Genomic DNA, 19,313 nt, shown 5'->3' on the forward strand with positions numbered 1-19,313 from the left:
TAGAATTTTTAAAATTGCAATTAAGGAGAAAAGCTGATGTCATACAAGATTTTAGAAAATGGTAAGGTGCAAAGTAAGGGCTTTGCGATGTTAAGCAAGGACGCGAAATTTACGCCTTTTGACTTCACGCGCCACGCCTTAGGACAAAAGGATATTTTGATTAAAATCCTTTACGCTGGAATTTGTCATAGCGACATACATACCGCAAGGAGTGAGTGGGGAGAGGCTACTTATCCTTGTGTGCCAGGACACGAGATAGCGGGTGAAGTGGTCGCTGTGGGTGAAAAGGTAAGTAAATTTAAAGTGGGCGATTATGCTGGGGTAGGCTGTATGGTGAATTCTTGTGGTGAGTGCGAGTCGTGCAAAATCTCACAAGAGCAATTTTGTGAAAGAGGACAAACCATTTTTACTTACAATAGCAAAGACATCTTTCACGGAGGGGTTAATACCTACGGAGGCTATTCTAACAATATAGTCGTGAGCGAAAATTTCGCTATTACTGTGCCTGAAAATGCCCCTATGGAAAAGGTCGCACCTTTACTTTGTGCGGGCATTACGACTTATAGTCCTTTGAAATTTAGCAAGGTCAAAGAGGGCTTTAAAGTCGGTGTGGCAGGCTTTGGTGGGCTTGGTGTGATGGCAGTGAAATATGCTTTAAAAATGGGTGCTAAAGTAAGTGTTTTTGCCAGAAATGAAAAGAAAAAAGAAGAAGCGTTTAAAATGGGAGTAAGCGGCTTTTATACCAGCACAAATACAGATGAAGTTAAAGAAAGATTTGACCTAATCCTCTCCACTATCCCTACTTTTTATGAGCCAAGTGCGTATTTGGATTTATTAAAATTTGGCGGAGAATTTGCTATTGTGGGGCTTCCTCCGCACGATAATATGCCTAGCATTAGTGTGAAAGATTTTGTTTATAAAGCGGGTAAAAGGGTGTATGGCTCTTTGATAGGTGGCATTAAAGAAACACAGGAAATGATGGACTTTTCACTCAAGCACGAAATTTACCCTGAAACCGAGCTTATCAAGCCTAGTCAAATCGATGAGGCTTATGAAAAACTGACTAACGGCACAGCAAAATTCCGCTATGTGATTGATATGAGGGAGCTTTCATAATCTTAATGATCGGTGGTTTAGTAGGAGCGTCTTTTTATTTAATAAAAAATAAATAAAAGCTAGTGTTTTTTTGTAAGTGGATTATTTATTTCAAGACACTCATTTTTAAAGAATGAGTGTTAAAGAAATTTTTATAAATATTTAAGTGATAATAGTATAAATAATTCAAAATCTTATGGTGATATGATATTTATAAATTTATGGAATTCAATAGATTTAAATGGCAACAAGGAAACATTTATTTTGAAAACAAGATAATAAATGTTGCTATTTGTGTTACAGCAATCAAGCATTAGCTAAAGCTTTCCATTTTATCTTAAAATGGAACACATTTTGCTTGTATTTCTTTGAATTTGGATTGAAGGCAAAAAAATCTAAATTAAGGAATTAATATGAGTATCTTTAGTATCAACGATAACTCAAGCTATAGTTCTATACTTTCACAAGCAAAAGCTAGTAAAGAGAATTCTAAAATAAGTTTTGCTAATGCTTTTTTAAAACAAAATGCTAGTAAATTAAATGAAATTCAAAGTGCTAATTCACAAACTCTAATAAAAAGTGAAGTTTTAAATAGTGGCTCAAATTCCACTCTTGACACAAACTATGGCTTATTTAGCGAATTTCAAAATACCGTTCATACTCTAAAATATAAACAAGCAGATATAAGCACTTCTACCAATACAGCCTATGGTTATAGTGTAGATAAAGATGGCTATATGGGAAGTGATTTTAACAAAGCTGCAGGATTACCTGAAGATTTTAAGATACATAAATCTACTTTGGATGAGATATATAGTTTCAATACAAGTTTTAAAGAACACACTGCAAACGATTTAGGCGTTTCAAATTATTATACAAACATAGATATGGCCGATACCATAAGACAATACTATTCCAAATTTAATCAAATTATAAATCATAGTTTTGGTAATTCTAATAAAACTAGCTTTAGTGTAGAAGATTTAAATTCTTTACCAAAGGGGTATAGTATTCATAATACGGATTTTAAGTTTATGTTTCAAAATTTAGATAGTCAAACTATAACAAATTTCTATAATACACAAGAACGATATAATGAAGCAGAACAATTAGGAATGTTTGGGCATATTAATATAGGCTTACAACCATTAAATTTCACTCCGCAAAGTATGCAAACTCAAAATTTAGATGAAAATAGTGCAAAATATACTTTTAATCCTGATATGTCAGTTTATCCACAAAATGAAGATGGAAGTTATTCTAAAGAAGCTTTGTTTATGAGTTTTTTAAAATCTAGCGGTGGAGAAGCTTTAGAAGGTGGTAATACAACATTAAATCCATTAGTTAAAGCACATATTGAAGCTATGACGAAAGAAAGCTTTGATGGCTCTTTAGCTTCTTTAGACGACATTATGACAGGCAAAGTAGATTTTGCAAGTTTGTTAAAAGGCTATGCACAAGATGGTTGGCTTGATGCAGATATATATGCAATGGAAAAAGGAGTTGCTTGGCAAAATACAAGCATAGGTTATGGTGGAGCTTGGTTTGATAATCAGTTTAATCAAGCAAAAGCTAATGGCTGGAAAGCAAAACCTAGCACCATTAACTCCTACGCTGATTCTATAATGGATAGACTTAATAATCTTATAGGACAAACTAGGGTTTAGGTTTTGATTAAAGGATTTTAATATTTTGATATTAAAATCCAAAATGTTCAATTTCAAAATTTAAAGATTTGGGCAAATTGAGTTTGTAATCTTTAAGTTGCTTTTTGGGATTGATAATTAAAGCAAATCCACCTTTTTTATATCTATCCCAAACACTATAAAATTCTCTTTTAGAGCTAATATATTCTCCATAGCTTGGGTCAAATATTTGCAAATAATTTCCTTTATGATTAATAATCACCACAAAATGTGGGAAGCGAGGGTCATCTTCAATTTTTACAAGCATAGGGACATTGACAAGTTTTTTTAAAATTTCTTTATCGATCTTATAAGCCTTACTTTCATAGCCTAGCTTTTTAACGGCGTCATTTAAATCCGCAAAGCTTACCATATCTGTATAAAGTTTTTGTCCACTCATGGTTTTTAATAAATCTAATTCTGTTAAATTATTATCATCAAGTGTATTAATAAGCGTAGCCAAAGAAGCAGCACCACAAGATTCTTCATAATTTTGCCTTACAACTTTTTCATTTTTGATTTCTTGGTAAGACTTAACTACAAATTCTGCCTTTAAAAACAAAGGCAAAAGAGCAACCATTAATGCTATTTTTAGAATTTTTTCCATAGATTGATACCAAAAATTGCATCAGGAGCAGCAGAGCTTCCACCTAGACTTGCACTGACTGAAACAGCAGTATCTTGATTTATGCTATAAGTAGAACCGCCACTAATTGTAGGAATTGATCTGATTTCTGAATTTTTTACACCATTGATTTTTTGTTCGGTTTGAAATCTTTGTTCTGCTCCTAAATCCAAAGTGATTTTAGGGCTTAAAATTATAGATAAATTTCCACCAAAGTAAATACTATTGCCATAATCTATTTTTGCGATTTTAAATTTTCTTTGGGCGTTATAACCAAATCCTGTATAAATACTATATACCACTGGATCGCTATATCCTCTTAAACTTGCCTCTAAGTTTTGGGATTGAAAATAAAAGTTTTTAGTTTGCAAAACTGTTTTTTCTCTTTGAATGATCGCTGTTTGAAATTTAATCTGCGGAACAAAATCTGCAATGCTTTCTCCTGTATAAATAAAACCTAGCCATTTATATAGAAGCATAAAAATTTTATTACCCATTATTCTTTGTTTTGTTCGCTTTGGCTTATCTTAATTTATTCATCATCTTTAAAATCTACAAAAAGTATCTTTTATAAAGCTACTTATAGATGATATCATATTTCCTACCCAAGAAAACTTATTGGCAAACCATTCAAAAGAAGCTCAAATGTATTAAAAATACAAATACTTTGCTAAATGGAGTGATCAAAAAAGAGAAGTAATATCTACAATAGTATCTTTAAAATCTATAAATACTATATACTACATTTATCAAATGTCGCTTTATTATAAATAGACTTTCAAACAGGTCTAAGTCCATTCTATAAAAGATATGAATTAATATTTTAATTATTTACCAATTGATTTAAATGAAATAGTCTCTCAATTTATTCAAATATATAAATTAAAGATGAAAAATTATTTAATGCAAGTAAAATTTATCTTAGATAAGAACTAACCCATATCAAAGCAAATCGCCCTGACATCGTGGATTCTTGGAAATATTATAAGGAATTTGAAAAAATTTGTGAGAAATTTTTATAAGAGTTTTAAAAACTCTTATAAAACATTAGCCTTAAGTAGGGGCGGAGTGATTATCATTAAGTCTTCAGGTAAAATCACTGAAAAAGGGTCAAAGGTGCAACGCTTCAGTCCAAAACGCTTTTCTATGGGGACATTAGGATTGAAAAAAGTGCCTATGCACTCATTAGAATTTAAAACCACAGAACGAATTTGCACAGCCGAAGTTGTGGTAGGCATAATAGAAAAAACCGTCTCCAAAGCCCCTTCTTCTAAGTCCCTTGAGCAAGACTTAGCACCAAAAAAGCCGCTAGGTAAAATCGCCATACAAGTATCATCTTGCGTAGGGGTTACAAACTGCACATAACCAAAAGGAGCTTTATCTGCCATTTTATCTTTAGCTCTAAGTTGCGCGGTTAAAACAAGCTCTCTTAAACGCCAGTTTTGATGTAAAAGCTCCGTGCTATCTCTAAATACGCTTAAAACTATGCCATTTTCTAAACTACGCAAGGAAAAAATTTGCGTAAAATCTTGTAAATCTCCCTCGCCCGGATTTTCTGCGAAAGCAAAACTTATCGCAAATAAAAAGGATAATAAAATTTTTCTCATTTTTACTCCTTAAAATTTTCTAAAATTAACAGGAAAATGGTCGGATACTAAATGTGTCCTTAGATTCGCTAACATCAAAATCGCACTTAAAAGCGGTGCGATATAAGGCTGTCTTCTGTTTGAATTCCCTGTAACTGCGTAATCAAGTGTGCCTCCACTTACCTGCGTAAAGCTTGATGGAGAGACGATATTAACATGATTAGCTACATCAAAATCGACTAATCTTAAAAGCGTATCAGGCGGTCGGTTAAAATCCCCGGCTATCATCCAATTAATTTCTGGGCGATCTCTAAAAAAAGTATCCACCGCAGTAATGATAGCACCCGCATCATTACCTCCTCTAGCAAGAGCGTGGATAGAGAAAAAAGCATCATTTCCTATGCGTATGCCTATAATAGGGCGTGAAGCGGTTGTAGGAGGAGGTAAAACAAAGACTTCATCAGCTTGAACGCGACTAACTATGGCTAAATTCACGCGATTTGCTCCCACATCAACACGAGAATAATAAATATAAACAGAATTTGGACGCGAATTTGAGCCTAAATTCCAAATGTATTCGTGAATCGGTATGCCACCCGGCTGCACCATTCTACCTGTCATCATTGCCGAATTTGGTAAAACGCCTGCTTCTTGCACCATTAAAACATCTAAAGGATTATCGCCTGTGATGAGTTGGCGTATGCTGACACTCCATTTACTTTCACTTGCCGCCGATGAGCCTTGCAAATTCCAAGTGCCGACATTATATTTTTCCAAATCTGCCCAAAGAAAGCTAAGGCTTAAAAATAGTATAAAAATTTTTTTCATCATCTCTCCCTATATAAAGGTTGTGCCTTAAAAGGCGGAGTGGTAAGATACCACTGCTGGTCTAAATTTTGCTTATTTTGACACTCGCTAATAAAAATACTAAAAACTTTAAAATCTCCCAAAGGATTGTCAATAGGTGCTTGGATACATTTTTGAGTGGCGATGTTTTGAATCTGCACGGCTCCATTATCCATAGGTTTTAATTTCCAAAGCTGGGCAGGATTACTCGCATCGCAAGAAAAATGCACTATACCATTTTTGTAAGCATTAAGACAAGTTAAGGTTTTCGCATTTTTAATTAAAACGATATTATCAGGTCTTATAAGTAGCTGCCAAACTCTTGCATCTCCAAAACTTTTACTATCAAGCAAAGTATAGCCCCAAATCCAATTCCCTTGTGCTAAAGCCCACACGGTCAAAGCTGCCCCACTAGGTCCTAAAATACTCATAAAATCACTCGCCAAAGGGCTATCCCCTGATGAGCCTAGAATAGGGCGTGGCAAGGGGACGACATTAGTTTGTGGGACAAGATTGCGTCCTTCAATGAGAGTGGGTGTTTTTTGCTTGGCTGGGAAGGTAGGATTTGCTCCAAGTTTTAAAGGATCGCTATCATCTTTAGCTCCAAAAGAAGAGCCAAGCGGATTGATTTCTTTTGTCCCACAAGCACTCAGTGTCAATAAAACACACAATAAAATTCCAAATTTTAGCAATTTTTGCATAAAAACCTTTCTCATTTTTTATTTAAGTCTATCATAACATAAAATGAGATAAAATCCCAAGCTTAATTAAATTAGTAGGAATTTTGATGACTTTGCGTTTTATTTTTAAAATTTTTGATTTTTATAAAGAGGGTTTTAAAAATTTAACCTTAGGCAAAACCCTTTGGAAAATTATCTTTATAAAGCTTTTTGTGATTCTTATTATCCTCAAACTTTTTGTTTTTGATGTGAATTTTAAAAGTCTTTATAAAGATGATGCAAGTAAATCAAATTTCGTAATACAAAATCTCATCTCAAAGGAAAATCAATGAGCGAACTTAGTAGCGTGGATTGGTCAAGGGCGCAATTTGCCCTTACGGCACTTTATCATTTTTTATTTGTGCCGCTAACCTTAGGACTTTCTTTTATCATAGCGATAATGGAAACGATTTATGTTAAAACGGGCAGTAAGCGTTGGAAAAATATCACTAAATTCTGGCTTTCTTTATTTGCCATTAACTTCGCCATAGGTGTGGCTACGGGTATTATAATGGAATTTGAATTTGGAACAAATTGGGCGAATTATAGCTGGTTTGTAGGAGATATTTTTGGCGCTCCTTTAGCTGTGGAGGGGATTTTCGCCTTCTTTTTAGAGGCGACCTTTTTTGCGGTAATGTTTTTTGGCTGGGATAAGGTTAGCAAGGGTTTTCACCTTATCTCAACTTGGTGCGTGGCGATAGGCTCAAATTTATCGGCATTTTGGATTTTAGTGGCTAATGGCTGGATGCAATATCCTGTCGGTATGGCGTTTAATCCAGATACCGCAAGAAGCGAAATGCAAAGTTTTTTTGAAGTCGCTTTTTCTCCTGTGGCTATTGCGAAATTCTTGCATACCATAGGAAGCGGTTATGTGATTTCCGCACTTTTTGTGATGGGAATTTCTGCGTGGTTTTTACTCAAAAAAAGGCATATTATCGAGGCGAAGAAGTCTTTAGTCGTTGGAGCTAGCTTTGGTTTTGTTTGTTCGATTTTCTTATTTTTTAGTGGCGATGAAAGTGCTTATAGGGTTACTCAAACTCAGCCGATGAAGCTCGCTGCTATGGAGGGAATTTATCAAGGAGAACATAGGGCTGGTATCGTGGCTTTTGGAATTTTAAATCCTAAAAAAGAAATTGATAATAATGAAAGCGTGTTTTTGTTTGATTTAACTATACCTTACGCACTTTCTATTTTAGGTAATCGTGACCCACATTCTTTTGTTCCGGGCATTGAGGATATTGTTTATGGTAATGTTGAAAAGGGCATTGAGCCTTTGCAAAATCGCATTGATAGGGGCAAAATCGCCATAAATGCCTTTAAAGATTATCAAAATGCCAAAGAGCATAATAATACAAGCCTAATGCAAACAAGTAGAAGTTTGCTTGAAAATAATTTTAAAGATTTTGGTTACGGCTATTTAGAAAAACCAGAAGATGCTGTGCCACCTATCGCTTTAACCTTTTATAGTTTTCATATTATGGTTGGACTTGGGAGCTTATTTTTCGTATTATTTATTGTAACGCTTTATTTGACTATGGCAAATGATATTGAGAAATTTCGCAAAATTTTATGGCTTTGTGTGCTTTGCATACCGCTTGGCTATGTAGCTGCTGAAGCAGGGTGGATCGTGGCTGAAGTGGGACGCCAACCTTGGGCTATACAGGACTTAATGCCTGTGGGTATCGCCGCCACAGAGCTTGGTAAGCTTAATGTGCAAATTTCTTTTTGGATTTTTGCTGTGCTTTTCACGGCTTTACTTTTGGCTGAGATTAAGATTATGCTAACGCAGATTAAAAAAGGTTTTGCTGAAAAGGAGGCTAAATAATGTTTTTTGGTTTAGAGCTTGAAGCCTTACAAATTTATTGGTGGGTGATTTTGAGTCTTTTGGGCGGACTTTTGGTATTTATGTTTTTTGTGCAAGGGGGACAGACCTTAATGGACGAGCTTTCAAGCACTGCCTTAGAAAAGACTATGCTTATCAATTCTTTAGGGCGTAAATGGGAGCTAGGTTTTACAACTTTGGTGCTTTTTGGTGGGGCGGCTTTTGCGGCTTTCCCTCTTTTTTACTCGACTAGTTTTGGGGGAGCTTACTGGGCTTGGCTTGCCATTTTGCTTTGTTTCATACTTCAAGCAGTAAGTTATGAATATCGCTTGAAAGAAAATAATGTGCTTGGTTCAAAAACTTACGAAATTTTTCTTAAAATTAACGGCTTTTTGGGCGTATTTTTGATAGGTGTAGCGGTGAGTAGTTTTTTTAGCGGCTCACATTTTTCACTCAATTCTCAAAATTTTGTCCAGTGGCAGCACCCTTTAAGAGGGCTTGAGCTTTTGCTTAATCCTTACAATTATCTTTTAGGCTTTACTTTGATATTTTTAAGCCGAATTTTGGGTGCGGCATATTTTATGAATAATATTAACGATGAAGCTATTAAGACTAAATGTATTGCTAAATTGAAAATGAATAGCCTCTTATTTTTACCCTTTTTCTTAGGCTTTTTGGCTTGGATTTTTCTTAAGGATGGTTTTTTTGTGAGCGATGAGGGCGTGGTAAGCTTACAGGCAAATGTATATTTGCAAAATTTTCTTTCTTATCCTATCTTTGCGGTGCTTTTGCTTTTGGGTGTTGTTTTGGTGCTTTTGGGTATGGTGCAAGGGGCTAAAAAATGCACTAAGGCTATTTGGACTTTGGGTGTTGGCACTATTTTGTGTGTTTTTGCTTTATTTTTAAGCGTAGGTTTGGGATCTAGTGCCTTTTATCCAAGTCTTAGTGATTTACAAAGCTCACTGACAATCAAAAATGCTAGTTCGAGTTATTATACCCTTAGTGTAATGGCTTATGTTTCTTTATTTGTGCCTTTTGTTTTGGCTTATATCGCTTATGTGTGGAGAGCTATGGATAGGGTCAAAATCACAAAAGAAGAAATTGCAAACGATGAACATGCTTATTAAGGAGAAAAAATGGAAGCTTTATTTTTATTAATTTGGCCCCTAGTGATTTATCTTAGCTATAAATTCATTATGCTAAATATTAATCAATTAGAAAAAGATAAAAAATTATAAAAAGACTAAAGTATTTTGAAAAATAAACGATATAGTAGATGAATCTTTTCAAAATATTGCAATAAGCCCAAGTTAAAGCTTGGGTTTTTTATTCTCCATTGTAATGAGTAAATTTTTCTCTTAATTTTAAGCAAATTTTTCACAATTATTTTTTTTCAATCACTTATTAATGAAATTGTAGTATAGTTAAAGCAAAGAGTTAAAGTAAAATTAAGGAAGTTAAGATGAGTAAAGTAATGAAAACTATGGACGGCAACGAAGCAGCGGCTTATGCAGCTTATGCTTTTACTGAGGTTGCTGGGATTTATCCTATTACTCCAAGTTCTCCTATGGCTGATTATACCGATATGTGGGCGGCTGCGGGAAAGAAAAATTTATTTGGTATGCCTGTTAAACTAGTTGAGATGCAAAGTGAAGCAGGTGCAGCTGGCTCTGTGCATGGTTCTTTACAAACAGGTGCTTTGACGACCACATATACGGCTTCTCAAGGCTTATTACTTAAAATTCCTAATATGTATAAAATCGCAGGGCAGCTTCTTCCTTGTGTTATCCATGTCGCAGCTAGGTCGATCGCATCTCAAGCTTTATCCATCTTTGGCGATCATCAAGATATTTATGCCGCTAGACAAATAGGCTTTGCTATGCTTTGCTCACATTCTGTGCAAGAAACTATGGACTTAGCTGGTGTGGCACACTTAGCAGCGATTAGAGGGCGTGTTCCATTTTTGCATTTTTTTGATGGATTTAGAACGAGCCACGAAATTCAAAAAGTTGAGGTTATGGATTATGCACATTTTGACCGCTTGCTTGATAGAGAAGCGGTTTTAGCTTTTAGAAATTCTTCTTTAAATCCTGAAAATCCCAAAACGCGTGGCACAGCACAAAATGATGATATTTATTTTCAAACAAGAGAATTAACAAATCGCTTTTATGATGCCTTACCTGATGTGGTTAATGACTATATGCAAGAAATTTCTAAAATCACAGGTAGAGAGTATAAGCCTTTCACATATTACGGACATAAAGAGCCTGAACGCATTGTGATTGCTATGGGGTCAGTAACGCAAACTTTAGAAGAGGTTGTAGATTATTTAAATTCAAAAGGTGAAAAAGTGGGCGTTTTTAAAGTTTATCTTTATCGCCCTTTTAGTCTTAAATATTTTTTTGATGTTATGCCAAAATCTGTAAAGAAAATCGCCGTTTTAGATAGAACAAAAGAACCGGGAAGCTTAGGTGAGCCGCTTTATGTCGATGTTAAGAGTGCTTTTTATGGCAGAGAAAATGCTCCGCTTATCGTGGGTGGTCGTTATGGCTTATCTTCTAAAGATGTCGATCCTGCGCAAATGTTAGCCGTTTTTGAAAATCTTAAACAAGAGCAGCCAAAAGATGGCTTTACGGTTGGGATTAATGACGATGTAACGCACACTTCTTTAAAAACAGGTGAGAAAATCGCGCTTGGCGATGAGAGTGCTATTGAGTGCCTATTTTATGGGCTTGGAGCAGACGGAACTGTGGGGGCAAATAAAAATTCCATTAAAATCATCGGCGATAAGACAAATTTTTACGCACAAGCTTATTTTGCTTATGATTCTAAAAAATCGGGCGGTTATACAAGGTCGCATTTACGCTTTTCTAAAAAGCCTATCCGCTCCACTTACCTTGTTTCAACACCTCATTTTGTAGCCTGTTCTGTGGCGGCTTATTTGGAAATTTATGATGTTTTAGCTGGAATTCGCAAAGGTGGAACTTTCTTGCTAAATAGCATTTGGAACGCTGAAGAAACTATAAGGCAGCTTCCTGATTTTGTCAAAAAAACTTTAGCGGAAAAAGAAGTGAATTTTTATATCATCAATGCTACTAAACTAGCCCGCGACATAGGGCTTGGAAACCGCACAAATACCATTATGCAATCAGCCTTTTTCAAACTTGCTAAAATCATACCTTACGAAGATGCGCAAAAATTTATGAAGGAACTTGCCTATAAGTCTTATAGTAAAAAAGGCGATGCTATTGTCAAGATGAATTATAAAGCCATAGATATGGGTGCTGATGGGCTTGTGAAGGTGGAAGTTGATCCTGAGTGGAAAAATTTAGAAATTAAAGAAAAAGAAGAAGTTAATGCCTACAAAGGCACGGAATTTGTGGAGAAAATCGTCAAACCTATGAATGCGGCTAAGGGAGATGATTTGCCCGTGTCGGCATTTTTGGGCTATGAAGATGGAAGCTTTGAGCACGGCACGACTGAATTTGAAAAAAGAGGCGTAGGCGTTATGGTGCCACGCTGGATTGAAGCAAATTGTATCCAGTGTAATCAATGCGCATCTGTCTGCCCTCACGCTGTTATCCGTCCATTTTTAATCAATGATGAAGAAATGTCAAAAGCCCCAAGAGGTGTAAAAGAACACGCTTTAGACGCTAAGGGGACTAAGGGGGAGAAATTAAGTTTTAAAATTCAAGTTTCTCCTCTTGATTGCACGGGTTGTGAGCTTTGTGTGCATGAGTGTCCTACTAAAGAAAAGTCCTTAGTAATGGTGCCTTTGCAAGAAGAAATGGACTTTGGAGAGCAAGAAAATGCCGATTATTTATTTAAGCAAATTGAATATAAAGATCAAATTTTAAGTAAAGATAGTGTTAAAGGCGCACAATTTGCTCAACCTTTATTTGAATTTCACGGCGCTTGTCCGGGTTGTGGAGAGACGCCTTATATTACGCTTATTACAAGGCTTTTTGGTGAGAGAATGATTATCGCTAATGCGACAGGTTGTAGTTCTATTTATGGAGGTTCTGCTCCATCTACTCCTTATAGAAAGAGTGTGAAAAATGGCTACGGACCTGCTTGGGCAAATTCTTTATTTGAAGATAATGCTGAATTTGGTTTAGGTATGAAAATCGCTACTGAAAACACAAGAGAACGCATAGAAAATATTATGAACGAAAATATCAATGCCGTTCCAAATGCCATAAGTGCCTTATTTAAAGAATGGATAGCTAATAAAAACAATGGAGAGCAATCTTTGCAAATCCGCGATAAATTAGTCCCTTTATTAGAACAGCATAAAGATATCAAGGGCGTTAGAGATATTTTAAATTTAAAAAGCTTTTTGATGAAAAAATCGCACTGGATTTTTGGTGGAGATGGCTGGGCTTATGATATAGGCTATGGAGGACTTGACCATGTTTTAGCAAGTGGGGAAAATGTCAATATTTTAGTTATGGATACGGAAGTGTATTCTAATACTGGCGGTCAAAGCTCTAAATCTTCACGCACTGGAGCCGTAGCACAATTTGCCGCCGCTGGTAAGCCTGTGCAGAAAAAAGATCTAGGGCAAATCGCTATGACTTATGGTTATATTTTTGTTGCACAAGTTAATTCAAGTGCAAATTATAATCATCTTATTAAGGTTTTAAAGGCTGCTGAGGCTTATGAGGGACCTTCTTTGGTGATAGCTTACTCTCCTTGTATCGCACACGGGATTAAGGGTGGGCTTGGCTATTCTGGTGAGCAGGGCGAATTAGCTACAAAATGTGGCTACTGGCCTCTTTATACCTTTGATCCGCGTCTTGAAGAAGAGGGGAAAAATCCCCTCACTATGGTAAGCAAAGAGCCTAATTGGGAGCTTTACGAGCAGTTTTTGATGAATGAGGTGCGTTATAATTCTTTGAAAAAAGCTAATCCACAACACGCAAATGAGCTTTTCGAGCGTAATAAAAAGGACGCTCAACGCCGTTATAGACAGCTCAAACGCATCGCTATGGCTGATTATAGTGATGAAAAGCAAGGCGAGTGAGAACTATTTTTTGTGCGTGTTTGTTAGGGTTTAGCTTGCACGCACAAGATTTACAAAATAAATTGTTGAATTTGCAAAATCCATTCTTAAATCCTACTTTAGAACAAATGGCAAAGCTAGAAATTCAAGCCATTTTTCCCCAAAAAGTGAGGATTAATAATAAATGGTATAAAGAAAATGATCTTATTCATAATGCGATTTTAAGGCGTATTGACGCAAGAAGCGTTATTTTTGAATATGATGAACAAAATATTACTTTAGAGTTTAGGCAAAATGCTAAGATTTTTATTGATTAATTTGTTTTTTTGTTCGATTTTTTATGGTATGGACTGCAAAAAAAGACTTTTTGATATTCACATTAAAGAAAGTTTAAGTATAGAAGAAGCACTTGATGAGCTTGCGAGCTATTGCACTTTTAGCATAGTTGTTAAGGATGAATTGGCTAAAAACGAACTAGAAAAAATGCAAAAAAGTCTTTACATTAGCCAAATGACTTTGGAGGAAATTTTTAAGCTTTTGCTGAAAGAAAATAATTTAAATTATGAATTCGATGGCAAAATTTTAAGCATTTGGGGAATTTCAACGCAAATTTTTAAGTTAAGTTATATCACTTCTATTCGCGAAGGACAAAGCATTATTAAGGCTTCTGTGGATTCTAAGCCCAGACAAAATGAAAATGATTTAAGTGATGAGAGTGATGATAATATGATTAAAAGTATGGAAAAATTTGACTTTTGGCAAAATATAGAAAAAGAAATCACTGCTTTATTAGAAGCTTATGGTGAGGTAAAAATGCCTATTATCAATGCAAATGCTGGCATTATCATCGTTACAGGCACACCCATACAGCTTAAAAAAATAGGAGAATATATCACTAAGCTTGAAAATAGACTTAAAAAACAAGTGATTATTGATGTTAGCATTATCGCTGTGAATTTAAATGAAAATCACTCAAGCGGCATTAATTGGCAAAATTTCAATCTCGATTTTGCCAGCACTACGCAAAATGGGCAAAATTCTTTTATCCAGCTTCAAAGCGGGCAGGGTTTTGTGAAAAATTTAGGTTTAAGGGCGAATATTAATTTTAATTCTGTTTTGAATTTTCTTTCGCAAAATGGCAAAACTCAGGTTCTTTCAAGTCCTAAACTTATGGCTTTAAATAACCAACAAGCCATCATTTCGGTAGGTGATACGATCAATTACCAAGTTAAAGAAAGCTCCAAAGGCACAGAAAATGGCACAACGGTGAGTGAGAGTTTTAGCAATTATTCTATTTTTGTGGGGATTTTATTAAGTATTTTGCCTGAAATTTCTGATGATAATAAAATTATGCTTCGCATTAATCCAAGTCTTAGTGATTTTAAATATCCTCAAGATAATCAAAGACAAAGTAGCCCCCGCACCATAGCACCTGATACCATACAAAAAAAGCTATCCACAGTCGTTTCTATGGAAAATAATCAAACCTTGATCTTAGGTGGGCTTATCTCACATAATCAAATCAAAGAAGCAAGTGAGGTCAATTTTCTCTCTAAAATTCCTTTGCTCGGGCTTTTATTTAGTGGCGATGAGACAAGCTCAAATAGCACGGAAATTGTTTTCATCATCACGCCTAGCATAGTGGATAAGCAAATGGGGGTTTTAAGCCTTAAGGATTTGGGATTTAGGCATTATGAGTGAGTTTATTAGCATTAAAAGTCAGGATCAAATTTTAAAAAGACTTGATGAGCTTAGCGAAGCGAAAAAGGGCTTAATCTGCCTTTATGGCAAAAGTGGAAGTGGAAAAAGCGTGATTTTGGAGCGTTTTTCAAGGCAAAAAAATGCCATCAAAATCACAGAAATTTTTAAAGACAAAGAACAGCTTAAAAAACACCTACAAAACTTGGAAAATAAGACTTTACTCTTGTTTGATGAGGTGGGTTTGTATGAAGAAGATTTGTTTGAATTTTTACGCCTTTATAGTGATTTAAATTTGGTGCTTTTAAGCTCACATAAAAGACTTAAAATTTTTACAAAAGAGCATTTTAAAAGCAGAATTTTAGCGGAATTTGAGCTAAAAGGCTTAGAAAAAAAAGAGCTTTTTGATTATGTTAAAGAAAAGCACGGCGTAGAATTAGAGCAAAAAGAATTTAATTTTGTTTTTAAAATTTGCAAGAACAATTTAAGAAATGTCGATAAACTTTTGAAAAGCTTTAAAGAGCTTCACGCCTTTTTGGATAAAGAGCCTTTATATGCTTTAAAGCTAAGTGCTTTGGAAAATCATTTGTTAGGTTAATATGCAAGAGCGAATTTATGAACTAGAAAAAGCATATAAAAGATATTTGAAAAAATTATGGCTTAAAAGAGTTTTAGGGCTTTTTGTGGGAATTTTTGCCCTTTGGGGTGCTTTTTTCTTTTGGGAAAAATGGCAAGAGAAAAAAGAACTTTCTTTAAAAGCAAATGCTGAAAAAAGGGCTTTAGAAAGCAAAATAGACCAAGCAAAAATCACACAAGAAAAGCAAAAAATAAACCATCAAAAACTTGAAAGAGAAAAAGAACTTTTAAGGGAGGAATTAGAGCTTTTACAAAATCCTCCGCAAAAATTCATCATCAGCTCCAATGCCCTCAATTTAGCAAATCTAAAAAGATCGTTTTATCAAAATCCTAGTATTGAAAAGGCTTTAAAATTAGCTGAGCTTTATTTGGAAAATAAAGATTATAAAAAGTCGATTTTTTGGTCCTTGAAAGCAAATGAAATGGATGCAAGTTCTAAGCAAAGCTTACTTTTATTTGCTAAGGCTAAGGAGGCTTTAGGCGAAGTGGTGGAGGCAAAAAGGGTGCTTGAGCTTTATGAGGCAAGATGATGGAATTTTTAAAAAATTTAGGTTTTGACAAAGAAGCAAAAGAAGGCTTTGAAGATGAGAATTTGAGGCATTTTTTATTTGAGCTTTATTTAAAAAATGAGCTTGATTTAAATTTGCTTTTTGTCAATTTAGGCGTGAAAAGTGAAGATTTTTTAAGGGCTTTGGCAAAGTATTTAGATTTAGAATTTGTAGAATTGAAAGATATTGATGAAAATTTGTGTGATTCTTTTGCCTTTTCTTTGCTTTGGAAAAATCAAATTTTACCCTTACAAAAAGATGATGAAAGTATCTTTATCCTCTCTTCTAAACCCATAAATTTGGAGCTTTTAAGCAAAATAGAACATCTTTTTCGCTCCAAATTTATCAAAAATGCACTTTGCGATATTTATTCCTTAAATCAAAATTTAAATAAGCTTTACATTAAGCAAAAATTAAAAGAGTTAAGTAGCAATTTAAAACAAGAATTAAATGCAAATTCTAAAGAAAACGAGCAAAGTGGCGTGAGTTTGCTTTTTAATTTTATCTTGCAAGAGGCTTTGAAATTAAGAGCAAGCGATGTGCATATAGAAAGTTTGGAAAATGAAGCCTTGATTCGTTTTCGTGTCGATGGGGTGTTGCGTCTTTTTTGCCATTTAGAAGAGGAGCTTTACCAAGCCTTAATTTTTCACATTAAACTTTTGGCACATTTAAATGTCGCCCAAAGCAGAAAGGCACAAGATGGGAGTTTTAATAAGAATTACGAGGGCGTAGAATTTGACTTTCGTATCTCAACCTTACCTTTGCAAAAGGGCGAAAGTGTGGTGCTTAGAATCTTAAGGCAGGATTTGGAGCTTTTAAGCCTTGAAAATTTGCATTTTTCTAAGCAAAATTTAGCCTTAATTACAAAAAATATCCAAAAACCTTTTGGTATGATTTTACTCACAGGACCCACAGGTAGCGGTAAAAGCACGACTTTATACGCTTGTCTAAAAAGTCTTGCTTGTGTGGAGAAAAAAATCATTACCGCAGAAGATCCCATAGAATATAAAATGCCTCAAATTCAACAAATCGCACTTAATTCTAAAGCAGGACTTGATTTTAGCAATGCTTTAAGGGCGATTTTAAGGCAGGATCCTGATATCATTATGGTCGGTGAAATCCGCGATGAAGAAAGTCTTGATATAGCTTTAAAAGGTGCGCAAACAGGACATTTAATCCTTAGCACACTCCATACAAATGATGCTCTTTCTACCATAGAACGCTTGCTTGATATGAGGGCAAAGCCCTATTTAATAGCCTCTTCGCTTAATCTCATCATTGCTCAACGCCTTGCAAGAAGGCTTTGTCCCTATTGTAAAATGCAAAAGCTTGAAGATGAGGAAGTATTTTACGAAGCTAAGGGTTGTGAAAAGTGCCATTTTAGTGGCTTTTGGGGGAGGGAGTTGCTAGAAGAGTGTTTGGAGCTTGATGAGGGTTTAAAAGAGCTAATTCGTAAAAATGCTAGTAAAAATGAGCTTTTAACTTACGCTAGAAAACAAGGCTTTTTAACGATGTTTGAGCTAGGACTTAAAAAGGCAAAAAGTGGCATAATAAGTCTTAATGAGCTTATGAGGGTAGTGGGGTGAGAATTTATGAGCTTTATTATCTTAAAAATCAGCAAAAATTAAAGAAAATCATCAAGGCGAAAAATCTTAACACCGCCCAAACTATGGCTTTGAAACAAAATTTGCAAATTATAAGCTTAAAGGAGCTTAAAAAGCAAAGTAGGATTAAGATTAGCGATACGCTTTTTTGTGCTTTTTTTAAAGAATTTGCCCTCTTGCTTAATGCGGGATTAAGCATTAAGGAAGCTTTAAATTTGATGAGTGAAAACTCTAGCAAACATTTAAAAGACGCGGCAAAAGAATTAAGTGTGAATTTAAATTCTGGGCAGAGTTTAAGTGTGGCATTTAGCAATTTAGCGTTAAATTTAAACTTGAGCGAATTAAGCCTCATTAAAATGGGTGAAAAAACGGGAAATTTGGCACATATTTTTTCTCAAATTGCAGAATTAAGAACAAAGCTGATTTTAAACAAAAAGCGTTTTAAAAAGGCGATTCACTATCCTTGTTTAGTTTTTTTGGCACTTTTTGGGGCGTTTTTATTTTTGATGTTTTTTGTTGTGCCTGAATTTTTGGACATTTTTGAAAGTTTGGGAGCAAATTTGCCCTTAATGACGCAAATTCTACTTAATATTTATGTATTTTTAAATGAGAATTATTTGTCTTTGATTTGCGTTTTTGTAGGCTTTTTGAGCGGATTTATTGTCATTTATAAAAAAAGTGTCAAATTTGCTTTTTGGGTGGATTTGATGCTTTTAAAACTTCCTTTTTTCTCGCGTTTTATTCTTTATCATCAAAATTATTATTTTTTTATGATTTTCTCTTTACTTTTACAAAGCGGTAATGCCCTCTCACAAGCCTTTCATTTGGCAAGTTCTAGTGTGAAAAATGAATTTTTAAAAGAGAAATTTAAGCAGATCGAGCTTTCTTTGGGGCAGGGATTAGAGCTTTCTTTAGCTTTTAAAAAAGCGGGGATTTTTGATGAGCTTGTCATTTCTTTACTTCATAGTGCGATGAAAAGTGGAACGCTAGATCTTCTAAGTGCTAAAATTGCCCATTTTTACGAAGAAAAGCAAGAGGATTTTATTGAGATATTTTTAAAATTCTTAGAGCCCTTGATGACTTTGCTTGTGGGAATTTTGGTTTTATTTTTAGCTTTAGGGATTTTTTTGCCGATGTGGGAGCTAAGTAGCGGAGTATAATGGGTGCAAGAAGCACCCATTAAGCATTATTGTAAAAGTTTTAGAACATTTTGTTGGACTTGATTTGCCTGACTCATAGCGTAAGATCCACTTTGAGCTAAAATGTTATATTTTGAGAAATTGGCACTCTCAGCGGCAAAATCCACATCGCGTATGGTTGATTCAGCAGCTTTGACATTGACCTGAGTTACGGTAATGTTATTGATAGTCGCTGAGATTTGGTTTTGCACGGCACCGATGTCCGCACGGATTTGGTCTAGGTTTATAGTCGCTGTTTCAACAAT

General features: G+C 34.9%; 18 protein-coding genes and 1 pseudogene. 13 read left to right on the top strand and 6 right to left on the bottom strand.

Going from position 1 to position 19,313, the window contains the following annotated elements; all coding sequences use genetic code 11:
* Window positions 1–36: 36 nt before the first annotated feature.
* Window positions 37–1,116, top strand: a complete 1,080-nt coding sequence (locus NYG92_RS05770; RefSeq protein ID WP_270977387.1) for an NAD(P)-dependent alcohol dehydrogenase — start codon at window positions 37–39, stop codon at window positions 1,114–1,116.
* 392 nt (window positions 1,117–1,508) lie between these two features.
* Entirely contained in the window at window positions 1,509–2,762 is a 1,254-nt protein-coding gene (locus NYG92_RS05775; protein WP_289233796.1) for a Cj0814 family flagellar-dependent secreted protein, read from the top strand.
* 31 nt (window positions 2,763–2,793) lie between these two features.
* Here NYG92_RS05775 and NYG92_RS05780 read toward each other — a convergent pair whose 3' ends face one another.
* Together NYG92_RS05780 and NYG92_RS05785 are read right to left on the bottom strand one after the other, a co-directional pair.
* Complete coding sequence (locus NYG92_RS05780; RefSeq protein ID WP_289233797.1) at window positions 2,794–3,387, bottom strand: cysteine peptidase family C39 domain-containing protein; 594 nt, start codon at window positions 3,385–3,387, stop codon at window positions 2,794–2,796.
* Window positions 3,372–3,869: pseudogene (locus tag NYG92_RS05785) on the bottom strand (hypothetical protein); the annotation flags it as partial. The pseudogene NYG92_RS05785 and the gene NYG92_RS05780, both read right to left, overlap by 16 nt.
* A 501-nt stretch (window positions 3,870–4,370) precedes the next feature.
* On the opposite strand from NYG92_RS05785, the gene NYG92_RS05790 reads away from it, so the two are divergent.
* Window positions 4,371–4,427: a DUF2972 domain-containing protein gene (locus NYG92_RS05790; RefSeq protein WP_270984958.1), complete on the top strand. Its 57-nt coding sequence runs from the start codon at window positions 4,371–4,373 to the stop codon at window positions 4,425–4,427.
* A 15-nt stretch (window positions 4,428–4,442) separates the two neighbouring features.
* On the opposite strand, the gene NYG92_RS05795 is transcribed toward NYG92_RS05790, so the two are convergent.
* From NYG92_RS05795 to NYG92_RS05805, 3 genes are read right to left on the bottom strand one after another with little or no spacing between them, the layout of a single operon-like run.
* Complete coding sequence (locus NYG92_RS05795; protein WP_004276668.1) at window positions 4,443–5,012, bottom strand: RICIN domain-containing protein; 570 nt, start codon at window positions 5,010–5,012, stop codon at window positions 4,443–4,445.
* A 9-nt stretch (window positions 5,013–5,021) separates the two neighbouring features.
* Window positions 5,022–5,819, bottom strand: coding sequence for a cytolethal distending toxin subunit B family protein (locus NYG92_RS05800; RefSeq protein WP_270960762.1), 798 nt, complete (start codon window positions 5,817–5,819; stop codon window positions 5,022–5,024).
* Window positions 5,819–6,538 carry a cytolethal distending toxin subunit A/C gene (locus NYG92_RS05805; RefSeq protein WP_270977384.1) on the bottom strand — a complete coding sequence of 240 codons (720 nt, stop codon included), beginning with the start codon at window positions 6,536–6,538 and terminating at the stop codon, window positions 5,819–5,821. Before NYG92_RS05805 ends, NYG92_RS05800 begins: the two co-directional genes overlap by 1 nt.
* An 86-nt stretch (window positions 6,539–6,624) precedes the next feature.
* Here NYG92_RS05805 and NYG92_RS05810 point away from each other — a divergent pair, with 86 nt between their 5' ends.
* The 10 genes from NYG92_RS05810 to NYG92_RS05855 all read left to right on the top strand — a co-directional run bounded on the left by NYG92_RS05810 (window position 6,625) and on the right by NYG92_RS05855 (window position 19,029).
* Window positions 6,625–6,849: a DUF4492 domain-containing protein gene (locus NYG92_RS05810; RefSeq protein ID WP_027304355.1), complete on the top strand. Its 225-nt coding sequence runs from the start codon at window positions 6,625–6,627 to the stop codon at window positions 6,847–6,849.
* A complete protein-coding gene (locus NYG92_RS05815; protein WP_220519423.1) occupies window positions 6,846–8,381 on the top strand; it encodes a cytochrome ubiquinol oxidase subunit I in 1,536 nt (511 codons plus the stop codon). Before NYG92_RS05810 ends, NYG92_RS05815 begins: the two co-directional genes overlap by 4 nt.
* A complete protein-coding gene (gene cydB, locus NYG92_RS05820) occupies window positions 8,381–9,505 on the top strand; it encodes a cytochrome d ubiquinol oxidase subunit II (protein WP_270977380.1) in 1,125 nt (374 codons plus the stop codon). Before NYG92_RS05815 ends, cydB begins: the two co-directional genes overlap by 1 nt.
* 335 nt (window positions 9,506–9,840) lie before the next feature.
* Window positions 9,841–13,404: a pyruvate:ferredoxin (flavodoxin) oxidoreductase gene (gene nifJ / locus NYG92_RS05825; protein ID WP_289233798.1), complete on the top strand. Its 3,564-nt coding sequence runs from the start codon at window positions 9,841–9,843 to the stop codon at window positions 13,402–13,404.
* Window positions 13,401–13,700 (top strand): hypothetical protein, encoded by a 300-nt coding sequence (locus NYG92_RS05830; protein WP_004275339.1) that lies wholly within the window; start codon window positions 13,401–13,403, stop codon window positions 13,698–13,700. Before nifJ ends, NYG92_RS05830 begins: the two co-directional genes overlap by 4 nt.
* Entirely contained in the window at window positions 13,678–15,084 is a 1,407-nt protein-coding gene (gene mshL / locus NYG92_RS05835; protein WP_270966444.1) for a pilus (MSHA type) biogenesis protein MshL, read from the top strand. Before NYG92_RS05830 ends, mshL begins: the two co-directional genes overlap by 23 nt.
* Window positions 15,077–15,679 (top strand): TniB family NTP-binding protein, encoded by a 603-nt coding sequence (locus NYG92_RS05840; RefSeq protein ID WP_289233799.1) that lies wholly within the window; start codon window positions 15,077–15,079, stop codon window positions 15,677–15,679. The genes mshL and NYG92_RS05840 overlap by 8 nt, the downstream gene beginning before the upstream one ends.
* Before the next feature lies 1 nt (window position 15,680).
* Window positions 15,681–16,247 (top strand): CDC27 family protein, encoded by a 567-nt coding sequence (locus tag NYG92_RS05845; RefSeq protein WP_270966442.1) that lies wholly within the window; start codon window positions 15,681–15,683, stop codon window positions 16,245–16,247.
* Window positions 16,244–17,851, top strand: a complete 1,608-nt coding sequence (locus NYG92_RS05850; RefSeq protein ID WP_289233800.1) for a GspE/PulE family protein — start codon at window positions 16,244–16,246, stop codon at window positions 17,849–17,851. Before NYG92_RS05845 ends, NYG92_RS05850 begins: the two co-directional genes overlap by 4 nt.
* Window positions 17,848–19,029 (top strand): type II secretion system F family protein, encoded by a 1,182-nt coding sequence (locus NYG92_RS05855; protein ID WP_289233801.1) that lies wholly within the window; start codon window positions 17,848–17,850, stop codon window positions 19,027–19,029. Before NYG92_RS05850 ends, NYG92_RS05855 begins: the two co-directional genes overlap by 4 nt.
* A 26-nt stretch (window positions 19,030–19,055) precedes the next feature.
* On the opposite strand, the gene NYG92_RS05860 is transcribed toward NYG92_RS05855, so the two are convergent.
* The coding region (locus NYG92_RS05860) for a flagellin (protein WP_270977373.1) at window positions 19,056–19,313 on the bottom strand (258 nt) is incomplete at its 5' end.

This window comes from Campylobacter felis (assembly GCF_030250085.1).
GTDB classification, from domain to species: Bacteria; Campylobacterota; Campylobacteria; order Campylobacterales; family Campylobacteraceae; genus Campylobacter_D; species Campylobacter_D upsaliensis.